This window comes from Pseudomonas sivasensis (assembly GCF_052938085.1).
On record NZ_CP176442.1, the window covers coordinates 4,294,844 to 4,320,399 of the forward strand.

Annotated in this window: 24 protein-coding genes and 2 pseudogenes; 15 read left to right on the plus strand and 11 right to left on the minus strand. The window is 60.8% G+C overall.

Annotation, left to right across the window (positions count from 1 at the left end; translation table 11 throughout):
• Positions 1-142: 142 nt before the first annotated feature.
• From ACKZ62_RS19685 to ACKZ62_RS19695, 3 genes are all read left to right on the plus strand, one after another.
• Positions 143-1,441 carry a lipid asymmetry maintenance lipase MlaY gene (locus ACKZ62_RS19685; RefSeq protein ID WP_032889143.1) on the plus strand — a complete coding sequence of 433 codons (1,299 nt, stop codon included), beginning with the start codon at positions 143-145 and terminating at the stop codon, positions 1,439-1,441.
• A complete protein-coding gene (locus ACKZ62_RS19690; RefSeq protein WP_032889141.1) occupies positions 1,434-2,222 on the plus strand; it encodes an MlaA family lipoprotein in 789 nt (262 codons plus the stop codon). The genes ACKZ62_RS19685 and ACKZ62_RS19690 overlap by 8 nt, the downstream gene beginning before the upstream one ends.
• 230 nt (positions 2,223-2,452) lie before the next feature.
• The gene (locus ACKZ62_RS19695; protein ID WP_447095696.1) at positions 2,453-2,968 is read left to right on the plus strand and encodes a hypothetical protein; all 516 of its coding nucleotides are present in this window, start codon (positions 2,453-2,455) and stop codon (positions 2,966-2,968) included.
• 64 nt (positions 2,969-3,032) lie between these two features.
• Here ACKZ62_RS19695 and ACKZ62_RS19700 read toward each other — a convergent pair whose 3' ends face one another.
• On the minus strand, positions 3,033-3,953 hold the full coding sequence (locus ACKZ62_RS19700) for a DUF808 domain-containing protein (RefSeq protein WP_099601481.1): 921 nt from the start codon (positions 3,951-3,953) through the stop codon (positions 3,033-3,035).
• A gap of 133 nt (positions 3,954-4,086) precedes the next feature.
• Between ACKZ62_RS19700 and ACKZ62_RS19705 the strand changes: the two genes are divergently transcribed.
• Complete coding sequence (locus ACKZ62_RS19705) at positions 4,087-4,692, plus strand: TetR/AcrR family transcriptional regulator (RefSeq protein ID WP_032889137.1); 606 nt, start codon at positions 4,087-4,089, stop codon at positions 4,690-4,692.
• Positions 4,693-4,810: 118 nt separating this feature from the next.
• Here ACKZ62_RS19705 and ACKZ62_RS19710 read toward each other — a convergent pair whose 3' ends face one another.
• On the minus strand, positions 4,811-5,251 hold the full coding sequence (locus ACKZ62_RS19710; protein WP_095184250.1) for a GlcG/HbpS family heme-binding protein: 441 nt from the start codon (positions 5,249-5,251) through the stop codon (positions 4,811-4,813).
• Positions 5,252-5,506: 255 nt separating this feature from the next.
• Between ACKZ62_RS19710 and gcl the strand changes: the two genes are divergently transcribed.
• The 9 genes from gcl (at position 5,507) to ACKZ62_RS19755 (ending at position 16,397) form a co-directional block, all read left to right on the plus strand.
• Positions 5,507-7,282, plus strand: a complete 1,776-nt coding sequence (gene gcl / locus ACKZ62_RS19715) for a glyoxylate carboligase (protein WP_447095697.1) — start codon at positions 5,507-5,509, stop codon at positions 7,280-7,282.
• A gap of 10 nt (positions 7,283-7,292) precedes the next feature.
• The gene (gene hyi / locus ACKZ62_RS19720) at positions 7,293-8,075 is read left to right on the plus strand and encodes a hydroxypyruvate isomerase (RefSeq protein ID WP_032889131.1); all 783 of its coding nucleotides are present in this window, start codon (positions 7,293-7,295) and stop codon (positions 8,073-8,075) included.
• Positions 8,076-8,201: 126 nt separating this feature from the next.
• On the plus strand, positions 8,202-9,092 hold the full coding sequence (locus tag ACKZ62_RS19725) for a 2-hydroxy-3-oxopropionate reductase (RefSeq protein ID WP_032889129.1): 891 nt from the start codon (positions 8,202-8,204) through the stop codon (positions 9,090-9,092).
• A 178-nt stretch (positions 9,093-9,270) separates the two neighbouring features.
• Positions 9,271-10,551, plus strand: coding sequence for a glycerate kinase type-2 family protein (locus ACKZ62_RS19730; RefSeq protein ID WP_032889128.1), 1,281 nt, complete (start codon positions 9,271-9,273; stop codon positions 10,549-10,551).
• Positions 10,541-11,956 (plus strand): pyruvate kinase, encoded by a 1,416-nt coding sequence (gene pyk / locus ACKZ62_RS19735; protein WP_095184248.1) that lies wholly within the window; start codon positions 10,541-10,543, stop codon positions 11,954-11,956. Before ACKZ62_RS19730 ends, pyk begins: the two co-directional genes overlap by 11 nt.
• A gap of 137 nt (positions 11,957-12,093) precedes the next feature.
• Positions 12,094-12,969, plus strand: coding sequence for an urea transporter (locus ACKZ62_RS19740; protein ID WP_032889124.1), 876 nt, complete (start codon positions 12,094-12,096; stop codon positions 12,967-12,969).
• Positions 12,970-13,000: 31 nt separating this feature from the next.
• Positions 13,001-13,825, plus strand: a complete 825-nt coding sequence (locus ACKZ62_RS19745; RefSeq protein ID WP_032889122.1) for an ion transporter — start codon at positions 13,001-13,003, stop codon at positions 13,823-13,825.
• Between the two features lie 96 nt (positions 13,826-13,921).
• Positions 13,922-14,926 carry a sulfate ABC transporter substrate-binding protein gene (locus tag ACKZ62_RS19750; RefSeq protein WP_447095698.1) on the plus strand — a complete coding sequence of 335 codons (1,005 nt, stop codon included), beginning with the start codon at positions 13,922-13,924 and terminating at the stop codon, positions 14,924-14,926.
• Positions 14,927-15,200: 274 nt separating this feature from the next.
• The gene (locus ACKZ62_RS19755) at positions 15,201-16,397 is read left to right on the plus strand and encodes an MFS transporter (RefSeq protein ID WP_081797774.1); all 1,197 of its coding nucleotides are present in this window, start codon (positions 15,201-15,203) and stop codon (positions 16,395-16,397) included.
• Here the strand turns inward: ACKZ62_RS19755 and ACKZ62_RS19760 are convergent.
• Together ACKZ62_RS19760 and ACKZ62_RS19765 are read right to left on the minus strand one after the other, a co-directional pair.
• Positions 16,394-16,843 (minus strand): annotated as a pseudogene (locus ACKZ62_RS19760) (type II toxin-antitoxin system HicB family antitoxin). The gene ACKZ62_RS19755 and the pseudogene ACKZ62_RS19760 sit on opposite strands and share 4 nt — an antisense overlap.
• Before the next feature lie 107 nt (positions 16,844-16,950).
• Complete coding sequence (locus tag ACKZ62_RS19765) at positions 16,951-18,075, minus strand: cytochrome P450 (protein WP_447095699.1); 1,125 nt, start codon at positions 18,073-18,075, stop codon at positions 16,951-16,953.
• Between the two features lie 74 nt (positions 18,076-18,149).
• On the opposite strand from ACKZ62_RS19765, the gene ACKZ62_RS19770 reads away from it, so the two are divergent.
• Positions 18,150-18,845, plus strand: coding sequence for an ArsR/SmtB family transcription factor (locus tag ACKZ62_RS19770; RefSeq protein ID WP_447095700.1), 696 nt, complete (start codon positions 18,150-18,152; stop codon positions 18,843-18,845).
• Between the two features lie 35 nt (positions 18,846-18,880).
• On the opposite strand, the gene phnN is transcribed toward ACKZ62_RS19770, so the two are convergent.
• Together phnN and ACKZ62_RS19780 are read right to left on the minus strand one after the other, a co-directional pair.
• On the minus strand, positions 18,881-19,453 hold the full coding sequence (gene phnN / locus ACKZ62_RS19775; protein ID WP_447095701.1) for a phosphonate metabolism protein/1,5-bisphosphokinase (PRPP-forming) PhnN: 573 nt from the start codon (positions 19,451-19,453) through the stop codon (positions 18,881-18,883).
• Positions 19,453-19,684: pseudogene (locus ACKZ62_RS19780) on the minus strand (alpha-D-ribose 1-methylphosphonate 5-triphosphate diphosphatase); the annotation flags it as partial. The gene phnN and the pseudogene ACKZ62_RS19780, both read right to left, overlap by 1 nt.
• Before the next feature lie 95 nt (positions 19,685-19,779).
• Between ACKZ62_RS19780 and ACKZ62_RS19785 the strand changes: the two are divergent.
• A complete protein-coding gene (locus ACKZ62_RS19785; protein ID WP_447095702.1) occupies positions 19,780-20,763 on the plus strand; it encodes a hypothetical protein in 984 nt (327 codons plus the stop codon).
• A 209-nt stretch (positions 20,764-20,972) separates the two neighbouring features.
• Here the strand turns inward: ACKZ62_RS19785 and ACKZ62_RS19790 are convergent, their stop codons facing one another.
• From ACKZ62_RS19790 to ACKZ62_RS19810, 5 genes are read right to left on the minus strand one after another with little or no spacing between them, the layout of a single operon-like run.
• Positions 20,973-21,371 carry a hypothetical protein gene (locus ACKZ62_RS19790; protein WP_032889109.1) on the minus strand — a complete coding sequence of 133 codons (399 nt, stop codon included), beginning with the start codon at positions 21,369-21,371 and terminating at the stop codon, positions 20,973-20,975.
• A 16-nt stretch (positions 21,372-21,387) separates the two neighbouring features.
• On the minus strand, positions 21,388-22,572 hold the full coding sequence (gene ccmI, locus ACKZ62_RS19795; RefSeq protein ID WP_032889107.1) for a c-type cytochrome biogenesis protein CcmI: 1,185 nt from the start codon (positions 22,570-22,572) through the stop codon (positions 21,388-21,390).
• Positions 22,565-23,038 carry a cytochrome c-type biogenesis protein gene (locus tag ACKZ62_RS19800; RefSeq protein WP_032889105.1) on the minus strand — a complete coding sequence of 158 codons (474 nt, stop codon included), beginning with the start codon at positions 23,036-23,038 and terminating at the stop codon, positions 22,565-22,567. The genes ccmI and ACKZ62_RS19800 overlap by 8 nt, the downstream gene beginning before the upstream one ends.
• A complete protein-coding gene (locus ACKZ62_RS19805; protein WP_032889103.1) occupies positions 23,035-23,571 on the minus strand; it encodes a DsbE family thiol:disulfide interchange protein in 537 nt (178 codons plus the stop codon). The genes ACKZ62_RS19800 and ACKZ62_RS19805 overlap by 4 nt, the downstream gene beginning before the upstream one ends.
• Positions 23,568-25,556: a heme lyase CcmF/NrfE family subunit gene (locus ACKZ62_RS19810; RefSeq protein WP_095184240.1), complete on the minus strand. Its 1,989-nt coding sequence runs from the start codon at positions 25,554-25,556 to the stop codon at positions 23,568-23,570. Before ACKZ62_RS19810 ends, ACKZ62_RS19805 begins: the two co-directional genes overlap by 4 nt.

Genomic DNA, 25,556 nt, shown 5'->3' on the forward strand with positions numbered 1-25,556 from the left:
CAAAGTGTATCGTCTCGCTACTATTACCCCGATTCCGACGTTATTTTCCGACTTTTCGTGCCGAGAGCTGGCACTTCGGTGGCAACGCGGTGGTCATAGCCTGCGAACTTCATTAAGCACGTTTCCTCTTAGGGATTAAGTCATGCTCCGTTCCTTGCGCTGTGCTGCCTTACTGGGCAGCCTTTTTTTGAGTGCGTCAGCACTGGCGGTCGATATCGACCAAGCCAGCTATGGCTACCCTTTGACCAACCCGTTCGAAGCGACCATCGCCACCACTCCGCCTGACCTTCGGCCCACATTGCCGAGTGATAGCGAAATCAACCAGTCCGACTACACCCTGAACATGCGCCCAGAGCGCGAGTTCAGCCTGCCGGACAACTTCTGGGCGGTGAAGAAACTCACCTACCGCATCGCCAAGCAAGACCGCGCCGCGCCGCTGATCTTCCTGATCGCGGGCACCGGTGCGCGGTTCGATAGCAGCATCAACGAATACCTGAAAAAACTGTATTACCAAGCCGGCTATCACGTAGTGCAACTGTCGTCGCCTACCAGCTTTGACTTCATCAGTGCCGCCTCGCGCTTCGCCACCCCTGGGATCACCCAGGAAGACGCCGAAGACATGTACCGCGTGATGCAAGCCGTGCGTGCGCAAAACGCCTCGCTGCCAGTGACCGACTTCTACCTCACCGGCTACAGCCTCGGTGCGCTGGATGCGGCGTTCGTCAGCAAACTGGACGAGACCCGCCGCAGCTTCAACTTCAAGAAAGTGCTGTTGCTCAACCCGCCGGTCAACCTCTATACCTCGATCACTAACCTCGACAAGCTGGTACAGACCGAGGTCAAGGGCATCAACAACACCACCACCTTCTATGAACTGGTGCTGAACAAGCTGACTCGCTACTTCCAGCAAAAGGGCTATATCGACCTCAACGACGCCCTGCTCTACGACTTCCAGCAATCCAAGCAGCACTTGACCAACGAACAGATGGCCATGCTGATTGGCACGTCGTTCCGCTTTTCGGCGGCCGACATTGCCTTTACCTCGGACCTGATCAACCGCCGCGGCCTGATCATCCCGCCGAAGTACCCGATCACCGAAGGCACCAGCCTTACGCCGTTCCTCAAGCGTGCACTGCAATGCGATTTCGACTGCTACCTCACCGAACAGGTAATCCCGATGTGGCGCGCCCGTTCCGATGGCGGCAGCCTGTTGCAACTGGTTGACCAGGTCAGCCTGTACGCCCTCAAGGACTACCTGCACGCCAGCCCGAAAATCGCCGTCATGCACAACGCCGACGACGTAATCCTCGGCCCAGGCGACCTTGGCTTCCTGCGTAAAACCTTCGGCGATCGCTTGACCGTCTACCCACTGGGCGGCCACTGCGGCAACCTCAATTACCGCGTCAACGCCGACGCCATGCTGGAGTTCTTCCGTGGCTAAATATCTTCTGCTGCTCGCCGCCCTGATGTGCGCGGGCGTAGCCAATGCCGACAACAGCAAGGCTCACGCGCCGGTCGTGGTGGATTCCGACGGTTTCAAAGAGCCGTTAAGCAAACTTAAATTCAACCCGGGTCTGGACCAGCGCGAGTTTGAACGCTCGTCCGTCAACGCCCTCAACGTGTATGACCCGCTCGAATCGTGGAACCGTCGCGTGTACCACTTCAACTACCGCTTCGACCAATGGGTGTTCCTGCCCGTGGTCGACGGCTACAAATACGTGACCCCGAGCTTCCTGCGCACCGGCGTGAGCAACTTCTTCAACAACCTGGGCGACGTGCCCAACCTGTTGAACAGCTTGCTCCAACTCAAGGGGCACCGCTCCCTGGAGACCACTGGCCGCCTGCTGCTCAACACCACCGTCGGCATCGCCGGCCTGTGGGACCCGGCCACCGCCATGGGCCTACCACGCCAGAGCGAAGACTTCGGCCAGACCCTGGGCTTCTACGGCGTCCCCGGCGGGGCGTATTTGGTACTGCCGATCTTCGGCCCATCGAACTTGCGCGACACCGGCGGCTTGCTGGTGGACTACACCGCGGAATCGCAGATCAACTTCCTGAACGTCTCGGAAGTCAGCTCCAACCACCCGGAAATCTGGGCCCTGCGCGCGGTGGACAAGCGTTATCAGACCAGCTTCCGTTATGGTCAGATGAACTCGCCGTTCGAGTATGAGAAGGTGCGGTATATCTACACGGAATCGCGCAAGTTGCAGATTGCCGAGTAATCACCTCTAGCTTAATTAAAAGGCCATCCAGGCAATCTGGATGGCCTTTTTTTTCGCACAACAGACTCAAGCAACCTCCCACAGAGCACGCACACTTTGCCCGGGAACTATCCCTGGGGAAAAACTCAATACTAAGAGTGTGCCTCTCAGGTTCAGTTAACGCCTGAAGCAGCAGACGCCCCCAACCAAAGAACATCCCATCAGACGCTTTATTTTAAAGGCCGACACAGATGCTGTTATCCAGCGCTTCAGTAACACACTCAAACGTGGACAAGGTTCTGACGACTACCTCCACACATCAGAACGAAGTAAAGCACGCGCCGCCGACCCAAAATACCGGCCGGGACGAGGGTGACTATCGTAGCCATCACGACTTCTACGAGGATCCGCTTTTTGCTTCGGTTTTCGGCACTAGCACCAAGCCTTCTGTGCTCACTAAAACTCAACTCCAAGCGTTTTTCCTCAAAGTCGGCGGCGTTCCCCAGCATGAGTTGCATAAACTCACGCCCTACGACCGCGCGAACATCGCAGCCAATGCTCTTCGGGTACTTAAATACATTGATAGCACCCCACATGCCTTTTCGACGCCCAACAACGACCGCATAGACACTGGCTTTAAGAGTCCATCAGCGCACAACGCTTCAACTCCGAACAACGACAAGATGCACCTTTGGAACTCCGAAGCGAGCATGCTTGTACGCTTCACGGAAGAAGGCTATCCAGGGCTGCAACCCGGTCCGAGATAAGCGGCACCACGATCAGACCGAACGCCCTTATAGCGCCCTGAACACACATGCGTGACTGCGAACTTCACGCCTGACGTTTAGTGCGCTGCCATACCTTGCGAACCAGCGACACCATCATCAACACCAGCGCACCGGCGATAATCCCCGCCACCGCATTCAGCAAGGTCGGCATCAACCAAGCGATTGCGCCGGCGCTCTGACTCACCGATTCGATCCAGTGATGCACCACCGGTACGCCGTGGGTGAGGATGCCGCCACCGACCATAAACATCGCAGCCGTGCCGATCACCGACAGGCTTTTCATCATGTATGGCGCCGCACTCAGGATCCCACCACCGATGCTGCGCGCTACCTGACCGGGCTTCTGGGCGAGCCACAGACCCAAGTCGTCCAGCTTGACGATACCGGCCACCAGCCCATAGACGCCGATGGTCATGACAATGGCGATGCCCGACAGCACGATAACCTGCTGGGTCAACTGCGCGTCAGCCACAATACCGAGGGTAATGGCGATGATTTCGGCGGAGAGGATGAAGTCGGTGCGGATCGCGCCTTTGATCTTGTCTTTTTCGAACGCCACCAGGTCGGTCGCCGGGTCCGCTACGGCGTCGGCCAACTGCGCGTGCTCGGCCTGGTCTTCAGCTTTGCTGTGAAGGAATTTGTGCGCGACTTTCTCGAAGCCTTCAAAACACAGGTAGGCGCCGCCGAGCATCAACAGCGGCGTCACCGCCCACGGCGCAAAGGCGCTGATCAACAGTGCGGTGGGCACCAGGATCAGTTTATTGACGAACGAGCCCTTGGCCACCGCCCACACCACGGGAATTTCACGCTCGGCGCGCACACCTGAAACCTGCTGGGCGTTGAGCGCCAGGTCGTCACCCAGCACGCCGGAGGTCTTCTTCGCGGCCATTTTTGTCATCAAGGCAACGTCATCGAGTACCGCGGCGATGTCATCGATCAACACCAACAAGCTGCTTCCTGCCATGAATCGCACTTCCGTAAGGGGGGATGGCGCGAGCATAACGCGGCGCAAGGCGTTGCGGGCACATTGTTGAGGCCCGCGGATAGCCGGTGCTACCATGCGCAACCGCCGGTATTGGCAAGGAAACTCCTGGTTTATGAGCACCATTCGCGAGCGCAACAAAGAAAAAATCCTGCGGGCGGCAAGCGAGGAGTTTGCCGACAAGGGCTTCGCCGCGACCAAAACCAGCGACATTGCCGCCAAGGCCGGCCTGCCCAAGCCCAACGTCTATTACTACTTCAAGTCCAAGGACAACCTCTACCGCGAGGTGCTCGAAAGCATTATCGAGCCGATCCTGGCCGCTTCCACGCCGTTCAATCCGGACGGCGACCCCAAAGAAGTGTTGAGCAACTACATCCGCTCGAAAATCCGCATCTCCCGCGACTTGCCGTTTGCCTCCAAGGTGTTCGCCAGCGAAATCATGCACGGCGCCCCGCACCTGAGCAGCGATCAGGTCGAACAGCTCAACGCCCAGGCCAAGCACAATATCCAATGCATCCAGAGCTGGGTGGATCGTGGGTTGATTGCGGCGATCGACCCAAATCACCTAATGTTCAGCATATGGGCGGCGACGCAGACCTATGCGGATTTCGACTGGCAGATTTCGGCGGTGACCGGCAAGGCCAAGCTCGATGAAGCGGATTACGAAGCGGCGGCGCAGACCATTATTCGGTTGGTGCTCAAGGGCTGTGAACCCGACTGATACACCGAGGTGTGGGTGCCAATCGGGGGCAAGCCCCCTCCCACATGTTGAACTGCGAACGCGGTCAAAATTGTGCGAGGGGGCTTGCTCCCGATGGGGCCCTGACAGTCACCGACGATTAGGCTGACACCCCAGCATCCGCCCACAACCCCACCCCCTCGATCGCCGTGATCGCACACTGCTCATCAATATCCGACGTATCCCCACTGATACCGATTGCTCCCAGTACCGCCCCATCCTGATCCCGAATCAACACGCCACCCGGTGCCGGCACGACGCTGCCCTGCCCCAGGCTATTCAACGCCGCAATAAACGCAGGCCGTTGCTGCGCATCCAGTGCCAGCAAGCGCGAGCCCTTGCCCAACGCAATCGCCCCCCAGGCCTTGCCGATGGCGATTTGCGGGCGCAGCAGGCTGGCGCCGTCTTCGCGCTGCAGGGTGATCAAGTGGCCGCCGCTGTCGAGGACCGCGATGGTCAGCGGTGCCGCTGAAATCGTGCGGCCTGCGGTGAGGGCCTGGCTGGCCAGTTGGGTGGCAATCTTCAAGGTTAAAGCGCTCATGGTGCCGTCCTTCTTTTGTTATTGGGAAAGCGGTGGAGGTCTGTTTGATCAGATGCTCGATCAAACAAATAGAACACAATGACATTTGTTTTTGTATACAATATTTTCGCACAAAGGCTCCATACGTCGAAAAAAGCCGTTCCGACGAACGCAAAGACCAATCAATAAAATGGATTGACCTGCGCATCCCGCCGTGAATACACTTTGAACAGACACCACTTGTATACAATTACAAAACGCAAGAGGCACCAAAACATGAGCAAAATGAGAGCAATCGAAGCCGCCGTCCTCGTCATGCGCCGTGAAGGCGTGGACACCGCCTTCGGCATCCCAGGCGCCGCGATCAACCCGCTGTACTCAGCCTTGCAGAAGGTGGGTGGCATCGATCACGTCCTTGCTCGCCACGTTGAAGGCGCCTCGCACATGGCCGAGGGTTACACCCGCACCAAGGCCGGGAATATCGGCGTGTGCATCGGCACCTCGGGCCCAGCGGGCACCGACATGGTCACCGGCCTCTACAGCGCCTCGGCCGACTCGATCCCGATCCTGTGCATCACCGGCCAAGCCCCTCGTGCACGGATGCACAAGGAAGACTTCCAGGCCGTGGACATCACCAGCATCGTCAAGCCGGTGACCAAGTGGGCGACCACCGTCCTGGAACCGGGTCAGGTGCCCTACGCGTTCCAGAAAGCCTTTTATGAAATGCGCTCCGGCCGACCAGGCCCAGTGCTGATCGACCTGCCGTTCGACGTGCAGATGGCCGAAATCGAATTCGACATCGACGCCTATCAGCCACTGCCCCTGGCCAAACCACTGGCAACACGCATCCAGGTCGAAAAAGCCCTGGCCCTGCTCGACGAGGCCGAACGTCCGTTGCTGGTCAGCGGGGGTGGCGTGATCAACGCCGATGCCAGCGAGCTGCTGGTGGAATTCGCTGAACTCACCGGTATCCCGGTGATTCCAACCCTGATGGGCTGGGGCACCATCGCCGATGATCACCCGCTGATGGTGGGTATGGTCGGGCTGCAAACCTCCCACCGTTATGGCAACGCGACCATGCTCAAGTCGGACGTGGTGCTGGGCATCGGCAACCGCTGGGCCAACCGCCACACCGGTTCGGTAGAGGTCTACACCGAGGGCCGCAAGTTCATCCACGTCGACATTGAGCCGACCCAGATTGGTCGTGTTTTCACCCCGGACCTGGGTATCGTTTCCGACGCCGGTGCGGCGCTGACAATGTTTATCGAAGTGGCCCGCGAGTGGAAAGCCGCCGGTAAGCTCAAGGACCGAAGTGCCTGGCTGCATGACTGCCAGCAGCGCAAAGCCACCCTGCACCGCAAGACTCACTTCGACAACGTGCCGGTCAAGCCGCAGCGCGTGTACGAAGAGATGAACCAGGTGTTTGGCAAAGACACCTGCTACGTCAGCACCATCGGCCTGTCGCAGATTGCCGGCGCGCAGTTCCTGCACGTCTACAAGCCACGCCACTGGATCAACTGCGGCCAGGCTGGCCCGCTGGGCTGGACCATTCCCGCCGCACTCGGCGTGGTCAAGGCCGACCCGAGCCGCAAGGTGGTGGCGTTATCCGGCGACTATGACTTCCAGTTCATGATCGAAGAACTGGCCGTGGGCGCGCAGTTCAAGCTGCCGTACATCCATGTAGTGGTGAACAATTCCTACCTGGGTTTGATCCGTCAGGCACAACGTGGCTTTGAAATGGACTACTGCGTGCAGCTGTCTTTCGACAACCTCAACGCCCCGGAACTCAATGGATATGGCGTGGACCACGTCGCCGTCGCCGAAGGCCTGGGTTGCAAGGCCCTGCGTGTATTCGAGCCAGGCCAGATCCAGCCGGCGCTGCGCAAGGCCCAGGAGATGATCGAAGAGTTCAAGGTGCCAGTGATCGTCGAAATCATTCTGGAGCGCGTGACCAATATTTCCATGGGCACCGAGATCAACGCCGTCAACGAATTCGAAGACTTGGCCCTGGTTGGCAACGATGCGCCGACTGCCATTTCCCTGCTCGATTAAGGAGAACCTTATGCCGCGTTTCGCCGCCAACCTGTCCATGCTGTTTACCGAACAGGATTTCCTTGCCCGTTTTAAAGCGGCCGCCGATGCCGGTTTCGAAGGTGTCGAGTACCTGTTCCCGTATGAATTCAGCTCGGCTGACATCAAGGCACACCTCGACGCCAACGGCCTGACCCAGGTGCTGTTCAACCTGCCAGCCGGTGACTGGGCCAAAGGCGAACGCGGCCTGGCGTGCCACCCGGACCGGGTCGAGGAATTCCGCGCCGGGGTCAAGCTGGCCATCGCTTACGCCCAAGTGCTGGGCAATACCCAGATCAACTGCCTGGCGGGCATTCGGCCACAAGGCGTTGACGACGACACCCTGGAAAAAACCTTCGTCGCCAACCTCAAGTACGCCGCCGACAAGCTGCAAGCAGCGGGCATCAAGCTGGTGATGGAGATGATCAATACCCGCGACATCCCCGGCTTCTACCTGAACACCACAGCGCAAGCCCTGTCGATCCGCGAGCAGGTGGGCAGTGCCAACCTGTTCCTGCAGTACGACATCTACCACATGCAAATCATGGAAGGCGACCTTGCCCGGACCATGGCCACGCACCTGGATGAGATCAACCACATCCAGCTGGCGGACAACCCTGGGCGCAATGAGCCGGGCACGGGCGAGATCAACTATCGCTTCCTGTTCGAGCATCTGGATCGGATTGGCTACTCGGGTTGGGTCGGCTGTGAGTACAAGCCGTTGACCACCACCGAAGCGGGCCTGGGTTGGCTTAAAACCCATAACGCCATCTGACAGACACCACACAAAACCCTGTAGGAGGGGGCTTGCCCCCGATAGCGGCGGGTCAGTCAGCAATGTTTTGCCTGACACACCGCCATCGGGGGCAAGCCCCCTCCCACATAAGAAGAGGATTTCACCATGGCTAAAATCGGATTTATCGGCACCGGCATCATGGGCCAACCCATGGCCGCGAACCTGCAGAAAGCAGGTCACCAACTGTTTCTTTCCGAGCACCACGGCAAGGCGCCGGCCGAGCTGATCAACGCTGGCGCAGTGGCCCTGGCCAATCCGCAGCAAGTCGCCCAGGAAGCCGAATTCATCATCGTCATGGTGCCCGACACCCCGCAGGTCGATGACGTGCTGTTCCGCGCCGACGGCGTCGCCGCTGGCTTGTCGCCGAACAAGGTTGTGATCGACATGAGTTCGATCTCGCCCACGGCCACCAAAGCATTCGCAGCGAAAATCAACGAGACCGGTGCACAGTACCTCGATGCACCGGTGTCCGGCGGTGAGGTCGGCGCCAAGGCCGGCACCCTGAGCATCATGGTCGGCGGCGAGCCCCAGACCTTCGAACGTGCCCTGCCGCTGTTCCAGAGCATGGGCAAGAACATCACGCTGGTCGGCGGCAATGGCGATGGCCAGACGGCCAAAGTGGCCAATCAGATCATCGTTGCGCTGAACATCCAGGCGGTGGCCGAAGCGCTGCTGTTTGCCTCGAAAAACGGCGCCGACCCGGCCAAGGTGCGTGAAGCGCTGATGGGTGGGTTTGCCTCGTCGAAGATTCTGGAAGTGCACGGCGAACGCATGATCAAGGGCACCTTCGATCCTGGCTTCCGCATCAACCTGCACCAGAAAGACCTGAACCTGGCCCTGGCCGGAGCCAAGGAGTTGGGGATCAACCTGCCGAACACTGCCGGTACCCAGCAGGTGTTCAGTACGTGCACGGCAATTGGTGGCGGCAACTGGGATCACTCGGCGCTGATCAAGGGGCTGGAGCATATGGCGAATTTCTCGATTCGCGATAAGTAACCCGCCAGTGGAAACACCTTGAATGTGGGAGGGGGCTTGCCCCTGAGGACAGTGTTTCAGCCCAATCATCTACGTCTGACACACCGCTATCGGGGGGCAAGCCCCCTCCCACACTTGATCGCATTCCAAATCTGAAATTGCTGCACCTCTAATAACAAAAATCCCCGGGAGCCCGCTTATGTCGGTCGATCCGCAACACCTGCTTCGCGAGCTGTTTGCCACAGCCATCGACGCCGCCCACCCCCGGCAAGTCCTTGAACCCTTTCTGCCCGCCGACCGCACCGGCCGCGTGATCGTGATCGGCGCCGGCAAAGCCGCCGCCGCCATGGCACTCGTCGTCGAGAACTGCTGGCACGGCGAGGTCACTGGCCTGGTGGTCACCCGCTACGGCCATGGCGCACCGTGCAAAAAAATCGAAGTGGTTGAAGCCGCCCACCCCGTCCCCGATGCTGCCGGCCTGGCCGTGGCCAAGCGCGTGCTGGAGTTGATCAGCAACCTCGGCGAAGACGACCGTGTGATTTTCCTGCTCTCCGGCGGCGGCTCTGCATTGCTGGCCCTGCCCGCCGAAGGCATCACCCTGGCGGACAAACAAACCATCAACAAGGCGTTGCTTAAATCCGGCGCGACCATTGGCGAGATGAACTGCGTGCGCAAGCACCTCTCGGCAATCAAGGGCGGTCGGTTGGCCAAGGCCGCATGGCCGGCAACGGTGTACACCTACGCCATCTCCGACGTGCCGGGCGACCAGGCCACGGTGATTGCCTCCGGCCCTACCGTCGGCGACCCGAGCACCTCGCAACAAGCCCTGGCGATTCTCAAGCGTTACGGGATCGACGCACCCGCCTCCGTGCGCAGCTGGCTGCAAAACCCGGCCTCGGAAACCGTCAAACCCGGCGATCCGATCCTCGCCCGCAGCCACTTCCAATTGATCGCCCGCCCCCAGCAATCCCTGGAAGCCGTGGCCGTAAAAGTACGCCAGGCCGGTTTCAGCCCGCTGATCCTCGGCGATCTGGAAGGTGAAGCGCGGGACGTGGCCAAAGTGCACGCGGGCATTGCCCGGCAGATCGTGCAGCACGGCCAACCGTTGGCAGCGCCGTGCGTGATCCTGTCCGGCGGTGAAACCACCGTCACGGTGCGCGGCAATGGCCGGGGCGGGCGCAATGCGGAATTTCTGCTGAGCCTGACCGACAGCCTCAAAGGCCTGCCCGGCGTGTACGCACTGGCCGGCGACACCGACGGCATCGACGGTTCGGAAGACAACGCCGGCGCAATCATGACGCCCTGCAGCTACCGCCGCGCCGAAGCCTTGGGCCTGAGCGCCAGCGATGAGTTGGATAACAACAACGGCTACGGCTATTTCGCGGCGCTCGACGACTTGATCGTCACCGAGCCAACCCGCACCAACGTCAACGACTTCCGCGCCATTCTGATCCTTGAGAGCACTGCCCATGACGCCTGACAAAAAGGTCAAGATCCTCGCCACCCTGGGCCCGGCCACCGACGGGATCGATGACATCCTCGAACTGGTAGAAGCCGGGGTAAATATCTTCCGCCTCAACTTCAGCCACGGTGACCACGCCGATCACGCCCAGCGCTACCAATGGATTCGCCAGGTGGAGCGCCAGCTCAACTACCCGCTGGGCATCCTGATGGACCTGCAAGGGCCGAAGCTGCGAGTCGGGCGTTTCGCCGAAGGCAAGGTGCAATTGGTGCGCGGCCAGGCCCTGCGCCTGGACCTGGATGAGACCCCGGGCGACCAACGCCGGGTCAACCTGCCCCACCCGGAAATCATTGCAGCGCTGGAGCCGGGCATGGACCTGCTGCTGGACGACGGCAAGCTGCGCCTGCGGGTGATCACCAAGCACACCGATGCCATTGATACCACCGTGCTCAATGGCGGTGAGCTTTCCGACCGCAAGGGCGTGAACGTGCCACAAGCGCTGTTGGAACTGAGCCCTCTGACCGCCAAGGACCGCCGTGACCTGAGCTTCGGCCTGGAGCTGGGCGTGGACTGGGTGGCGTTGTCGTTCGTGCAACGCCCGGAAGACATCCGCGAAGCCCGCGAGCTGATCGGTGACAAAGCCTTCCTGATGGCCAAGATCGAGAAGCCTTCGGCCGTGCAGCGCCTGCGGGAAATCGCCGAACTGAGCGACGCGATCATGGTGGCCAGAGGCGACCTGGGTGTGGAAGTACCGGCCGAGAGCGTGCCGCAGATCCAGAAGGACATCATCAGCACCTGCCGTCAGTTGGGTAAACCGGTGGTGGTCGCCACCCAGATGCTCGAATCCATGCGTTTCTCACCGGCGCCCACCCGTGCCGAAGTCACCGACGTGGCCAACGCCGTGGCCGAGGGCGCAGATGCGGTGATGCTGTCGGCAGAAACCGCATCGGGCGAGTACCCGCTGGAAGCCGTGCAGATGATGAGCAAGATCATCCGCCAAGTGGAAAACGGTCCGGATTACCAGGCGCAACTGGACGTCAGCCGGCCCAAAGCCGATGCCACCGTGTCGGACGCCATCAGCTGCGCGATCCGTCGTATCAGCAGCATCCTGCCGGTGGCGGTGCTGGTGAACTACAGCGAATCCGGCAGCTCCAGCCTGCGCGCTGCACGGGAACGGCCCGTGGCGCCGATTCTTAACCTCACGCCGAACCTGTCCACGGCGCGACGGCTGAGCGTGGCGTGGGGCGTGCACTCGGTGGTCAATGATCGGCTGCGCCAGGTGGATGAGGTGTGTTCCACGGCACTGGAGATTGCCCAGGCTCAGGGCATGGCGCAGCGCGGGGATACGTTGGTGATTACAGCGGGGGTGCCGTTCGGGCAGCCGGGGTCGACCAACTCTTTGCGTATAGAGACGCTGATCTAGCGCCTGTAGAGGCCCCATCGGGGGCAAGCCCCCTCCCACACTTGATTGGATTCACATCGTTAGATGTGTGAATGCAGTCCAATGTGGGAGGGGGCTGGCCCTCGATGGGGACAACTCAGTCTCACTGAATCCCCATCATGCACAACCAGACCTGCCCCGACTGGGCCGAAGCGCTGCTCAACGGCTTCAGCCAAATCTTCCTGCAACGCCAGCCGCTGTGCGGCTTGCTGTGCCTACTGGCCATCCTGATCGGCGCTCCGGCCTTGCTCGGCGGTGCGCTGCTGGGTGGCGTGGCCGGGTTGCTCACGGCCCAGCGCCGGGGTTATCCCAAAGCTGAACGCCAAGCTGGCTTATATAGCTACAACGGCGTGTTGCTGGGCTTGTTGATCAGCGAGCATTTCGCGTGGTCTGCCTTGTTGCCGCCGCTGATCCTGGCGTGTGGCGGCCTGAGTGCGATTCTCACGCGGCAATGGCTCAAGCACGCGACGCAACCGGATGACTTGCCTGCCTACACCGCGCCGTTTGTCATGCTGGGTTGGCTGCTGCTGGGCACTGCGGCGCCAAACACCTTTGCCCTGGGCGCGCCGGACGCCCTGGCTTTGTTCAGCGCGCCCTTCACTGGCCTGGCGCAAATCATGCTGCTGGATCAGCCCATGGCCGGCGCCTTGATTGCACTTGGCCTGTGGCTCGCCAACCGACGCGCGGCCATCTGGGCCTTGATCGGCGCCAGCGCCGGCGTGCTGATCGGCGTCATGCTGGAGGACAGCACCGGCGCCCTCCTCGGCCTGCACAGCTACAACCCGGCCCTCGCGGCCCTGGCCCTGAGCCAAGCGCGTCGCCAAGCCTGGCTGCCGCTGCTCGGCATCCTGCTGGCGATCCTTCTGACACCGGGCTTTGCCGCCCTGCACCTGCCCGCGCTCACCGCGCCGTTTATCCTCGCCTGCTGGCTGGTACGCGCCGGTCGCCGAATCGTGCAGAAACCGCGCATGGACAGCCCCTTCGAATCCCCCTAGGCTTGCTCGATCTTCGATTCGGGCGGGACTTATGGACAGCAACAACGACTGGCGCCAGCGGCTCTACGTCATGGTTTTTCAGAGCGACACCGTCGCCGGACGGCGCTTTGACGGCATCTTGTTGCTGATCATCCTTGCTAGCCTGGTGATCGTGATGCTCGACAGCATCGACCAGATCCACCAGAACTACGCCAATGTGCTGGCGTATATCGAGTGGGGCTTCACCGTCATCTTCCTGATCGAGTACGGGCTGCGCCTGTACTGCTCGCCCAAGCCGTTGCGCTATGCCTTCAGTTTTTACGGGCTGGTGGATTTGCTCGCCATCGTGCCCGGCATCCTTGCGCTGTATTACAGCGATGCGCAGTACCTGCTGATCATCCGCATCATCCGCATGCTGCGGATTTTCCGCGTGCTCAAGCTCAGCCCGTACCTCAAGCAAGCCAACTACCTGATGGCGGCGTTGCGCGGCAGCAAGCAGAAGATCGTGGTGTTCCTGGTGAGCGTATGCACCCTGGTGACGGTGTTCGGCACCTTGATGTACGTGATCGAAGGCCCGGAACACGGGTTTACCAGCATTCCCAAAGGCATCTATTGGGCCATCGTCACCCTGACCACCGTGGGCTTTGGCGATATCGTTCCGAAGACGCCGCTGGGCCAAGTGATTTCGTCACTGGTGATGATCACCGGTTACTCGATCATCGCAGTGCCCACGGGCATTTTTACCGCCGAGCTGGCCAGTGCCATGCGCGGTGAACAGCTGCAAACCGACTGCCCGGTGTGCAAGAAAAACAGCCACGAGCCCAATGCGGCGTTCTGCTCGCGCTGCGGCAGCAATCTTTTCAAGAAAGTGGAATAAGCAAAGTTCTTTTTAATCTTTAAGCGACTATGGCGCCCCGGCTATAGTCGCTGGCAAATGGCCTTACCCCTTCTCCCGAACAACAAGGAATGAGCAGTGAAAAAACTCGTTACCGCCTCTCTCCTGGCCGCCGGTCTTGCCCTGGCGGGCGCCGTGCACGCCGCACCGGTCACACTGCTCAACGTCTCCTATGACGTAATGCGCGATTTCTACAAGGACTACAACGCCGCCTTCCAGAAGCATTGGGAAGCCGAGCACCCGAACGACAAGCTGACCCTGCAAATGTCCTTCGGCGGTTCCAGCAAACAAGCGCGTTCGGTGATCGACGGTCTGCCAGCTGACGTGATCACCATGAACATGGCCACCGACATCAACGCCCTTGCCGACAACGGCAAACTGGTGCCAGACAACTGGGTCACGCGCCTGCCCAACAACAGCGCGCCGTTCACCTCCGCCACCGTGTTTATCGTGCGCAAGGGCAACCCCAAGGCGCTGAAAGACTGGCCGGACCTGCTCAAGGATGGCGTGCAAGTGATCGTGCCTAACCCGAAAACCTCGGGTAACGGCCGCTACACCTACCTGTCGGCCTGGGGTTATGTGCTCAAGAACGGCGGCGATGAAGAAAAGGCGAAAACCTTCGTCGGCAAGCTGTTCAAGCAAGCGCCTGTGCTCGACACCGGTGGCCGTGCAGCGACCACCACGTTCATGACCAACCAGATCGGCGACGTGCTGGTGACCTTTGAGAACGAAGCCGAAATGATCGCCCGTGAATTCGGCCGTGATCAGTTTGAAGTGATCTACCCAAGCGTTTCCGCTGAAGCCGAGCCGCCGGTGTCAGTGGTCGACAAAGTGGTCGAGAAGAAAGGCACCCGCGTGGCCGCCGAAGACTACCTGAAGTACCTGTGGTCGCCGGAAGGCCAGGAAATCGCCGCAAACAACTACCTGCGCCCGCGTGATCCAAAAGTACTGGCCAAGTACACCGACCGCTTCCCGAAAGTCGACTTCCTGTCGGTGGAGAAAACCTTTGGTGACTGGCGCACCGTACAGAAGACCCACTTCAATGACGGTGGCATCTTCGACCAGATCTACTCCGGTCAATAACTAAGAAACGCGGTAAAAAATGTGGGAGGGGGCTTGCTCCCGATAGCAGCGTGTCAGCCACTACACCCAGTGACTGACACTCCGCCATCGGGGGCAAGCCCCCTCCCACATTTGGCTGTCTGTATGGCCGTTGCATCGGTAGTGTCACACCACCTTAGTTGTTTCTGAATGTATCATCAGCCAGCATAAGTGATATCACCACGAGCGCCCTACTCGTGCGTACGCCTTGGCTTTACTCTCGCTCGCCATCTTCCTCCGCTTTTATGAGAACACCATGAACGCTACTCCCCACACTACAAGCACCATGACCCGCGGGATGGTGATGCTGTTTGCGTTCTGCTGCGGCGCCATCGTTGCCAACATTTACTACGCGCAACCGATCATTGAACTGATCGCCCCGGACATCGGCCTTACGCCGGCCATGGCCAGCCTGATCGTGTCCCTGACGCAAATCGGTTATGCCCTGGGACTCTTCTTCCTGGTGCCGTTGGGCGACCTGCTGGAAAACCGCAAGCTGATGATCCTCACCACCGTGGTGGCCATCGCCAGCCTGCTGGGCGCAGCGTTCACCGCACAGCCGAACCTGTTCTTGCTGGTGTCGCTGCTGATCGGATTCAGTTCAGTATCGGTGCAGATCCTGATCCCGCTGGCCGCGCACCTGGCGCCTGCCGAGTCCCGTGGCCGTGTGGTCGGTAGCATCATGGGCGGTCTGTTGCTGGGTATCCTGCTGGCACGGCCGGTCTCCAGCGTGGTGGCGGACCACTTCGGCTGGCGTGCGATGTTCATGGCGGCGGCGGGGTTGATGGCGTTTATCAGCGTGGTGCTGATGCTGACCATCCCCAAGCGCCAACCCGACCACAGCGCCACATATGGCCAATTGCTGGGCTCGCTGGGCACCTTGTTGCGTCGCCAGCCAGTGTTGCGCCAGCGCGCGTTTTACCAGGGCTGCATGTTTGCCACCTTCAGCCTGTTCTGGACCGCCGCGCCACTGGAGCTGGCGCGTAATCACGGCCTGAGCCAGAGCGAAATCGCCCTGTTCGCCCTGGTCGGTGCCTTGGGCGCCATCGCCGCGCCCATCGCCGGGCGCCTGGCGGACGCCGGTCACACTCACCGCGCTTCGTTGCTGGCGATGCTGTTCGCCGCGCTGAGCTTCCTGCCGGCTTTCGTGCACCCGCTGTACAGCGTGATCGGCCTGGCGGTAACCGGTGTGGTCCTGGACTTCTGCGTGCAGATGAACATGGTCCTGGGCCAACGCGCCATCTACGCCCTCGACGCCAACAGCCGCAGCCGTTTGAACGCGCTGTACATGACCAGCATCTTCATCGGCGGCGCCTTTGGCTCAGCGATTGCCAGCAGCGTGTATGAACACGGCGGCTGGCTCGGGGTGATGCTGGTCGGCAGCGCATTCCCGCTGGTGGCGTTGTTGCGGTTCCTGAGTGCGTCCCGGCGGGTGGCGGTCGCAACCGCTTAAGAGCGCACCAACTTCTCCAGAGCCGCGTCCGCCAGAAATGACGAGCGGCTTTTGACCTTGTGCTCACGCACATAACGGTCGATTCGCTGGATGACATAACCGGGCAAGGTCGCATTGACCTTCTCGGTCTTGCCCAGATAAGGCGAGATCTCCAACGCCAGTATCCCCCAGCCCATCCCCGCATAGTCCTCATGAGCGCGATGGTTCGCGACTGACGTTGGCATCGGAATCGTCCCGCCCTCTGCAGCGATCTCCTGCAGCAGGATGTGCGCGACTTACACGGCAGCGTTGCAAGCCTCTTCAAAGCTGTCCCCGGCGGTGACAGCGCCTGGAATATCGGGGATTTGAATGCCGGTGGCGGTAAAGTCATCGCCCCATTCGATAAAAATATGATGACTGCCCGTGACGCGATCCAGTACCCATCCAGCCTCTTGCAGCTCCTTGATCAATCACCTGCTTTGCACCCCAGCCTCCTTGGCTTGGCCTGAACAAAAACAACCCTAGAGTTATCTTTGCTCAAGCACAGAACCTCTCAGCCTGACTGGCGGTGGTTTTACCGAATGTTGAGCGCTGCCGAGTGAAACCTCGGAATCCGCCCGTTGAGCGACGGCCAGTAACCGAATGACCCCCCGCCCGCCAGCAAGGCAGGCTGGCGACGGAGCAGCGCAAGGATGGTTTGGGACGCAATGATCAACGCCAGCCGCTGGCCAGGACATTGATGAGCGCCGAAACCAAAGCTGAAGCTGCGCCGCTGCGGGCGTTCAAGCACAAACCTATCGGGCATCGGGTTTGCCGCAGGGTCACGATTGGCGGACGCCAGCACCACCAGAAGGGTATCCCCGGCCTCCAGCACGCGGTTACCGATGACACACCGGTCGGCAACAAACCGCCGAGTGTTCTGCACTGGGGAATCGAAGCGCGCCACTTCTTCAACCAGCGCCATGACCTGGGCGGGCGCGTGCTGAACCTGCTCCAGCAGATCAGGCTGCCGGGCGAGCATCACCAATGTGTTACCTATCAGGCCGGCCGTGGCTTCGCAGGTCTGTGACAGCAGCCCGATCAGGTTCGCGGTCAACACGTCAGTGTCCATCCAGTCGCCTGTGCGGATGTGCGTCATCAACGCCGAAGCTTCAAGTACGTTGCCAAACATTTGCGTCAACTGCGACGCTCCGATGTCGGCGTTATGCCGTTGGGCCTCGTTGCTCAGCGGCGAGAGGCAGGCGACGAAATCCCGTGTCAGCTCGGCAACCGCTGCTGTCTGCCCAGCTGGAAAACCCAGCAACGCCGCAACCGCCGAGACCGGCAAGGTGAACATCAACGCCTCCAGGTTATCCACGCGGTCGATAAGGCTGCCGACCACCTCCGCGACGGTCCCGACGCCTACGCCAGCCAATGCCGGTTCGACTGCTGCTCGCGGGCATCGATGGGCCGTCCCTTCATTCATCCGCATCAAGCTGGCAAATACCTGGCCTGCAGCGCCTTGCGCAATCGCAGCAGGCACCGGCTCGTGATGCGGGCGTACTCGACAATCCGGGTGAGCCAGAACAGCCGCAACCACCTCGGCTGTACTGGCGACCCACAGCCCAAGTTCAGCGTCGAACAGCAACCCGCCAGTACATCTCAGGCGTGAGTAATAGTCATAAGGGTCAGCGTGGGTAGCGGCTTCAAGCGGTGTCATTCAGGACGTCCTGTTCACGAAGAACCGCTACTATCAGCCACCTCACCCGGTAACGATTCGCTCAGGAACGAAATATGAATGGCCAGGACGACGACGCCGCACTCTCACAGGTCGCCGGCGCAATTGCAGAACCTGCGCGCACGAAAATGCTCTGCGCGCTGATGGATGGGCATGCGCGTACCAGTACCGAAATGGCGGTGATTGCCGAGGTCAGCACCTCAACCGCCAGCGCGCACTTGGCCCGGCTCAAGGACGACGGCTTGATCACGCTGCACACGCAGGGGCGTCACCGTTACTACAGCCTCGCCGGTCCGTCGGTGGCCCAGGCGATTGAAGGGTTGATGGTGATCAGCCGCAACAGCGCCAAGGCGTTTGTGCCGAGCACGCCCACGCGTCTGCAGTTTGCGCGCACCTGCTACGACCACATGGCGGGTACGTTGGCGGTCACGCTGCACGACCATTTCATTGAGGCCGGCTGGTTGACCGGGAACGACAGCTACCAACTCAGCGCACACGGCGACAAGGCGATGGTTGAACTTGGGATCGATGTGGCGGCGCTGCGCACGCAACGACGGCGATTCGCCTGCGCCTGCCTGGACTGGAGCATGCGCCGCCCGCACCTGGCGGGTGCTTTGGGCGCGGCGCTTTTGCAAAACGCTGTTCGCTGTGAATGGGTAACACAGGACCTGGATAGCCGCGCACTGAGTGTGACGCCAAAGGGCCGCAAAGCGCTCAAGGCACGATTTGGAACAACGATCTGCGAGCCATGAAGATCACCAGCCAAACTCGCCGATGCGGAGCAGGATCAGGCGCATACCGAATGCCCAGCATCCAGGCAGTGCAGCAGGCGCTCGACCGTGTGATCCAAGGGGCCGGAGTTATCCAGCACAAACAACCCTGAACCACTGCCGGCGATCAGCTCTTGAGTAAACCGCGCATTGCGCGCCAAGCGCTCCTCGATGTCGGCCGGCAACTCTCGTCCCCGCGCGATCAAGCGCTGGCGTAACACGCCTTGATCCACGGTCAGCAATAGCACCAGCATCTGCGGATAACGCGCGCGGGCCTGCGCCAGGTGTGCACGCGAGCCGTTGACCAGAACGTCATCCCCCGCCGCCAGCCAATCGTCGATTTCCCGTGGAATGCCATAGGACAAGCCGTTGGCCTGCCAACTGAGGGCAAACGCCCCCTCGGTACGCATCACCGCAAACTGCTCCGCGCTCACACCGTGCGCCGCCTCGCCCACGGCTTCCGCCGAACGGGTGATGACGCGCCGCACGATGCGGCAGCCGCGCTCGGCCAACTGCGGACGGGCGGCATCCAGCAGGCTGTCCTTGCCCGAACCCGATGGCCCGATGAGATAGATCAACCTGCCCGCCATCAATACACCCTCTTCGCTTGTCGCCAGACTTATGCACCACAGGAAGCCCTTCGCGGCGCCTGGCTTGCATCAGCTCGGCCCGATGGCCAGTACAAATGCCGCCTGCAACAGGCTGGGCGGATAGCGATCACTGAAAAGTATATCCAGCAATCCTTCGGCAGCCAGGCCGGCGGCGGCCACATTACCCGAGTGCGACCCGCCGCGCATCAGGTTCGGCGCCACCACAAAGACGAGTGATGCCTCCCCGAACAATCCTACAGCCAGCACTACGGTGCTTATCTACGGTACAGGCTCCTATCCCTTCTCCCCTCAACGGAGACGAAACAGTGCCCGACTCAATCGCAGCGCAAGTACGTGAAACCGCTCAAACAGAACAGTCAAAAGAAGACATATTCTTTAGCCTTCTTTCCGGACTGGCTGGCCTTCACCCCATCATCACAACCATAGGCGCCGCCAGAAGTTATATGAAGGTCTGCGAAAAAAGCGGGTTGAAACTCAACCCGTACTTTGTCAAAAACGGCAATTGCGGACCCTCGCCCAAAACCCAAAAGATGCTTTCACACCGCAAATACAAAAGCTTGGGTGTTGGCGCAACCGGGGTGGGAGTGGCGGCGATAAGCCCGGCGATCTCGCCTATTCCCGCGCCCTTCTATGCGGCCAGGCACGCGTCTGCCACGACCTCTACGGCGATACATCTGCGTCGGCTGTCAAAAATGCTGGCGGCTTATCAACCCTTCGCCGCTGGTGATGAACAAATCAGTGATGCGATTAAATGGCTGCAACTGGCCATCGAGGTAAAGTTCAAGAAGCTCGCATTTCGAGGCACAGAAATGGCCATCTCGACCACCTCGACCTTGCTTTCATTTACCGGCATTGGCCTGGTCGGGAAAATCCCGCTCATCATGGTCAGCTTCCAACTTGAACTGGCCAGGCTGATGGTCAGCGACCGTTACGCCGCCCTGTGCAAGGTGGCGGCGATGGAGTTGCAGTGGGCGGCCTTTCTTGAACAGAACCCCAACTTCGGCGATATGCCGCAAGCCAGCCTCGCCGGTTTATCCCGAGCAGATCAGATCAAGCAGCTTGAACAAAGAAAGATGATGCTCGGCGCCGCAATCACCACTCAAGTGCGAGGTCGTGCACTCGATGCCCGAACCGGCAATACCGGCTTGGGCCCTGCCACGATGATCATCAAGGAGATCATGGCTAAGCACACGTTTCAGGGGCAGTTCTTCGCGGGCCATGACTACCTAACCATGATCCATGAACCGGCGGGCTGGAATGCCATTGCGGCGAAACTGATGAACATATGAGAAGCGGCACGGTACCGGCGCCTCCGTGGCCTGAGGGCTGAGGAGATCCACTATGGGAGGGGGCTTGCCCCCGATGGCGATGCCACACTCAGCTAATCAGTGACTGACCTGGCGCTATCGGGAGCAAGTCCCCTCCCGTATTTGAACTTCAGTGCCTGAAAGGATGGAATTCACAGGCGTGAAAAAGGCGACCCGAAGGTCGCCTTTTGTCATTGCGCGTACTGCTTGCTCAACCCCGGCGGCACACCTTGCACGTTGGTGTCTTCCCACGGCCCATTGGGGCTGATGGAGCGGCTCCAGCCGTTGCTCCAGCGGTAGTAGGTACGCTGGCGGTAGAACGTGTCCGGTTGGTCATCAAGCACGTACACCTGCATCTTGCCGTCCCAATGGCTGGCGGCGCCCGGTGGTGGGGCGAAGGTCGGCGATTTAGTGGGCACAGGCTTCGGTGGCGGGGTGACCGGGCCGGAAGGCTTGGTGCTCGGCTGAGTCGAGGGGCCGGACGGCGGGATAGTCGGGCCGGTCGGGCCAGGTGGTGGCCGATGGACCGCACAGGCGCTCAGGCCCAGTACCAGGCTGAGCAAGGTGATGCGTGCGAATGCGGTCGTCATAGGCGTTTCCTCAAAATTACTTGTCCGGACTGTCGATGGTCAGCTGTTGCAGCGCAGTGGTGCTGCTGGCCAGGGGTTGGCTGCGGCCGATCCACTCGCCAGTGGTTGGTTGACCGGCCCGGGATATGCGCGCAACCAGTTGGACTTCGGGGAAGTTGGACAGTTTCAATTGCGGCATCATTGCATCGGCGTCACCCAGTTCGACGGTAACAGGCAATTCGGCGACGGTGACGCGTTTGACCGCCAGAGGTGCCGGCGGGCCACTAACGGCGCGGGCGAAGATGAACACGCTGTCGGTTGGCAAGGCCTTGGCCTTCACGTCGGCGGAGAGGTCCACACGTACCTTCATCACAGCCTTCTGGGCGACGCTGCCCCCGCTCTCCTTCAGACTTTGCGCAGCCCGGTCGATGCCGCCTTGCAGGGCAGCACGGGAATTATCTTCCGGTGGCAGTTGGGCCAACAGACGGGTCCAGTAGTCGATGGCCTCTTGATAACGCTTGCCTTCAAATGCCGCAATGCCCAGCAAGCCCAGGCTGGTGACTTCCTTCGGGTCCAGCTTCAAGGCTTCATCAGTGAGCGCCTGCACCTTGGGCGACCACTGTTTGTTGTCGGCAAAGTACTGCGCCTGGGCCCACTGCCCCAGCAGCTCCGGCTGGCGCCCGGCCAGGGCCACGGTGCGCTCGAACACTTTCGCGGCGTCTGCGGAGCGGTCTTGGGCCATATAGGCGCGACCGAGGAAGTACAGGCCTTCGGCCGAATCCGGTTGGGCCGCAGCCGCGCGTTCCAGGCGGTGGGTCATGTCTTCCATGGACACCGGTGGCTGTGAGAATTCGCGGGTCAGCTCGACCTTGTCGCTGGCACCAAAGTGCATGTACAGGCCCAAGCCAAGGACAGGGACGAGGACGGCGGCGAGCAATGGCAGCGGTTTGCCCAGGCGCGATTCGCGGGGTTTTTCCACACCCTCGGTATCCGCCAGCAGTTCGCGGGCGGCTTCGGCGCGACCGGTGTCGAGTTGCGCGGCGTTGAGCACGCCTTCGTCCTGCTGCACTTGCAACTCGGCGACGCGTTCTTGATACAGCGCCACGTTCAGCGCGGTGCGATCCTCTTCGCGCTGGGCACGGCGGCCGCGCAACACAGGGATCAACAGGAAACTCAGGGCAATCAGAAGCAGCAAGCCGGCTGCGAGCCAGAAATCAATCATCAGTCTTGGTGTCCAGCAATTGGTCGAGGCGTTTACGCTCTTCGGGGGACAGCGCGTCGGAACCATCGGTCGGCGCTGCGCGGCGACGGCGTACGATCACCGCCATCACCACCACGCCGGCCAATAACAGCCCTGCTGGGCCGAACCAGAGCAGCGCGGTCTTGCCGGTGAGGGCCGGTTTGTAGCGCACGAAATCACCATAGCGATCGACCATGAAGTCGATGATCTGCTGGTTGTCCTTGCCCTCTCCCAGCATGCGGAAGATCTCTTTGCGCAGGTCGGCGGCGATGGGAGCGTTGGAGTCGGCGATGTCCTGGTTCTGACACTTGGGGCAGCGCAGTTCCTTGGTCAATTCGCGGAAACGCTCGCGGTCACCGTCCTTGGCGAATTCGTACGTGTCGATGGCGGCGTGGGCCACACCCGCCAAACCCAGTGCCAGCACGGCAGCGACTAACAGACGCTTCATGGCTTGGCCTCATCGACAAGCGCCTGGTACTTGGCAGCCAGTTGCTCGCGCCAGACCACCTCGTCGATCACACCGACGTATTTGTCGCGGATCACGCCCTTGGCATCAATGAAGAAGGTTTCCGGGGCGCCGTAAACGCCGAGGTTGAGACCGAGATTGCCGTCTTCATCACGGATGTCCAGTTGGTACGGGTTGTGGAACTCGGCCAGCCACTTCAAGGCCGCCGCATTGTCGTCCTTGTAGTTGATGCCGTAGATCACCACGCCCTTCTCAGCCAACTTATTCAGCACGGGGTGTTCGACGCGGCAGGAAATGCACCATGTGCCCCATACGTTGACCAGTGCCGGTTTGCCCAGCAAGTCGGCACGGGTCAGCGTCTTGTCTCCTTGCACGTTCGACAGCGAGAACTCGGGGAAAGGCTTGCCGATCATCGCCGAAGGCAACTCTGCCGGATCCAGGTAGAGGCCGCGATACAGGAACACCGCCACCACCAGGAACAACGCCAGCGGCAACACCATCAACCAACGCTTCATACCGCCGCTCCTTGCATACCCAAGGCTTCACGCACTCGGCTCTTGACCTTGACCCGATAACGCCGGTCCAGCGCGGCCAGCAAACCGCCAAACCCAGTGAGCAAACCGCCGAACCAGATCCAACGCACAAACGGTTTCACATGCACGCGCACTGCCCAGGCGCCCTCGCCCAACGGTTCGCCCAGTGCCACATAGAGGTCACGGGTGAAACCCGCGTCGATACCGGCTTCGGTCATCATCGAGCTCTGCACGGTGTACAGGCGTTTTTCGGGGTGCAATACGGCGATTTCCTTACCGTTGCGGACTACCCGCACGGTGCCTTTGTCCGACGTGAAATTCGGCCCTTCAAAGTGCTTGGCGCCCTCGAAGATGAACTGGTACCCAGCAAGGTCCATGGACTCGCCCGGCGCCAGACGCAGATCGCGCTCGGCGCTGTTCTGGCTGGACAGCACCACGCCCAGCGCACACACGGCGATGCCGATGTGGGCGATCTGCATGCCCCAGTAGCTGCGGGTCAGCGTCGGCAGGCCTTTGACCAGGCCTTTGTGGCGGGTCTTGTCGAAGATGTCGCGCACACCGGCCAGCAATACCCAGGCGGCGAGCAGGAAGGTGGCGAGCACCGCCCAGTTGAAGTCGCCATAGGCAATCCCGGCGACCACGGCCAGGGCCACGCTGCCGAGCAGTACCGGCATCAACATGCCGACCAGCCATTTGACCGGGGTGTCCTTCCAGCGCACCAGCATGCCGACCGCCATCACCACCATCAACAAACCCATCAACGGGATGAACAACGCGTTGAAGTACGGCGGGCCGACGGACAGTTTGGCGCCGCTCAGGGCATCCAACACCAGGGGGTACAGAGTGCCGAGCAGGATCATCGACGCGGCCACCACCAGCACCAGGTTATTGCCCAGCAGCAGGGTTTCCCGCGACCACAGATTGAAGCCGACCTGGCTTTTGACCACCGGCGCGCGAAGGGCGAACAGGGTCAGGGAGCCGCCAACCACAAACAGCAGGAAGATCAGGATGAACACGCCGCGCTCCGGGTCGGACGCAAAGGCGTGCACCGAGGTCAGCACACCCGAACGCACGAGGAATGTGCCCAGCAGGCTGAGGGAAAATGCCGCGATGGCCAGCAACACGGTCCAGCTCTTGAACACGCCGCGCTTTTCGGTGACGGCCAACGAGTGAATCAGTGCAGTGCCCACCAGCCACGGCATGAACGAGGCGTTTTCCACCGGGTCCCAGAACCACCACCCGCCCCAGCCGAGTTCGTAGTAGGCCCACCACGAGCCGAGGGTGATGCCGATACCCAGGAACGCCCAGGCGACGATGGTCCATGGCCGCGACCAGCGCGCCCACGCGGCATCCAGACGCCCGCCAAGCAAGGCGGCGATGGCGAAGGCGAAGGCCACGGAGAAACCGACGTAACCCATGTAGAGCATCGGCGGGTGCACGATCAGGCCAATGTCTTGCAGCAAGGGGTTGAGGTCATGCCCATCCGATGGAATCTGCGGCAGGATGCGGCTGAAAGGGTTGGAGGTCATGATCAGGAACAGCAAAAAACCAATGCTGATCATGCCCATCACCGCCAGCACCCGCGCCAGCATCACTTGCGGCAATTGGCGCGAGAACACCGATACAGCGAAGGTCCAGCCGCCGAGGATCAACGCCCACAGCAGCAACGAACCTTCGTGGGCGCCCCACACGGCGCTGAACTTGTAGTACCAAGGCAGCGCGGTGTTGGAGTTATTGGCGACATAAGCGACGGAAAAGTCGTCGGTCATAAAGGCGTAGGTCAGGCAGCCAAACGCGAACAGCAGAAAGGCAAACTGCCCCCAGGCGGCCGGCTGCGCCAGGCTCATCCATAGGCGGTCGCCGCGCCAGGCACCGAGCAACGGCACCACGGCCTGCACGATGGCGAAGCACAAGGCGAGAATCATCGCCAATTGGCCCAACTCAGGAATAAACAGTGCGGACGTCAT